The 1,074-nt window shown below is 72.6% G+C and carries 1 protein-coding gene; it reads right to left on the bottom strand.

Translation table 11 applies throughout. From position 1 onward, the window contains the following. Positions 1-104 precede the first annotated feature (104 nt). Positions 105-977 (bottom strand): C40 family peptidase, encoded by an 873-nt coding sequence (locus ACFU7Y_RS44160; protein WP_224284940.1) that lies wholly within the window; start codon positions 975-977, stop codon positions 105-107. Positions 978-1,074: the final 97 nt, after the last annotated feature.

Below are 1,074 nucleotides of genomic sequence, written 5' to 3'. Positions count from 1 at the left end.
GTCCATCGCCGTCTCCTACCTCAGCCCCAACTCCGACCTGGTGGGATGGGGTCGGGGGCCGTGCGGGCGGACCCGGCGCCCCCGACGGGCGGACGACGGCCCCGCTACGGGCGCCCCATGAACATGGGGTAGTAGCCCTTGCTGATCGTCGAGATCCGGACCTTGGTCCCGGGCCGCGCGGCCTCGACGTACTTGTTGTCGCCCAGGTAGATCGCCACGTGCTGGATGCCCCGGGCGGTCCCGTTCGGCGACCAGAACAGCAGGTCACCGCGGCGCAGCTGGCTCGCCTTGATCGGTGTGGTCGCCGCGTACTGGTCGTTGGCCACGCGCGGCAGCTCGATCCCGCCGCGCCGGAAGGACTGCTGCACCAGGCCCGAGCAGTCGTAGCCGTCCGGCCCGTTGCCGGCCCGGAGGAACGGTTTGCCCACCTGGGAGAGGGCGAACTGCACGGCGGCCTCGACGTCCCGGTTCACCGCGGCCGAGCCGTCGGCGTGGCCCGAGCCCGCGGACCCCGAGGAGGAGGGGGCGCGCCCGGTGCGCTCCAGGTAGACGTCGTAGTGCGAGGTCCAGCGCCATTCGCCCTTGCTGTTGCGGAACCAGTAGCGCGAGCCGTCCCAGCCCTCCTTGATCCCGCCGGAGGACCCGGTGGTGGCCTTTGCGGCGGACGGCGAGCCGCCCCCGGTACGGGCCGCGTACACGCTGTAGTGCGAGGTCCAGCGCCACTGCCCCTGGCTGTTCTTGAACCAGTACCGCGAGCCGTCCCACCCGGCGTGCGCCGGGGCGGTCTCGGCGACCGCGGGGCTGACGCCGGTGCCGAGGCTGATCACGCCGACACCGGTCGCGATCACGGCCACCATGCCCATCCCCCGACGGAGCCGTGCGGTGCGGGACGGACGGGAGGTGCGGACGGTGGCAGAGTCCTGCTGCCCGGTCGGTTCGCCGGCGGCCGCCGGCGAACCGGTGTTGACGGTGGTCATCGTGCTGACTTCCTTCACTGCTGCGGATTGCCGTGGCCGACCGAGGCCGGCCCTGCTGGTCGGCAGAGACCCCGCTCGGCATGCCGTGGTTTCCGGT

This window comes from Kitasatospora sp. NPDC057542 (assembly GCF_042801945.1).
Lineage (GTDB): Bacteria > Actinomycetota > Actinomycetes > Streptomycetales > Streptomycetaceae > Kitasatospora.
The sequence above is the reverse complement of the archived record's forward strand: the minus strand, read 5'-3'. Positions and strand labels throughout refer to the sequence as shown.

What these genes read in the sequence shown, in the direction of transcription:
- ACFU7Y_RS44160 (WP_224284940.1), bottom strand. Translation starts at nt 977, where the DNA reads ATGACCACCGTCAACACCGGTTCGCCGGCGGCCGCCGGCGAACCGACC.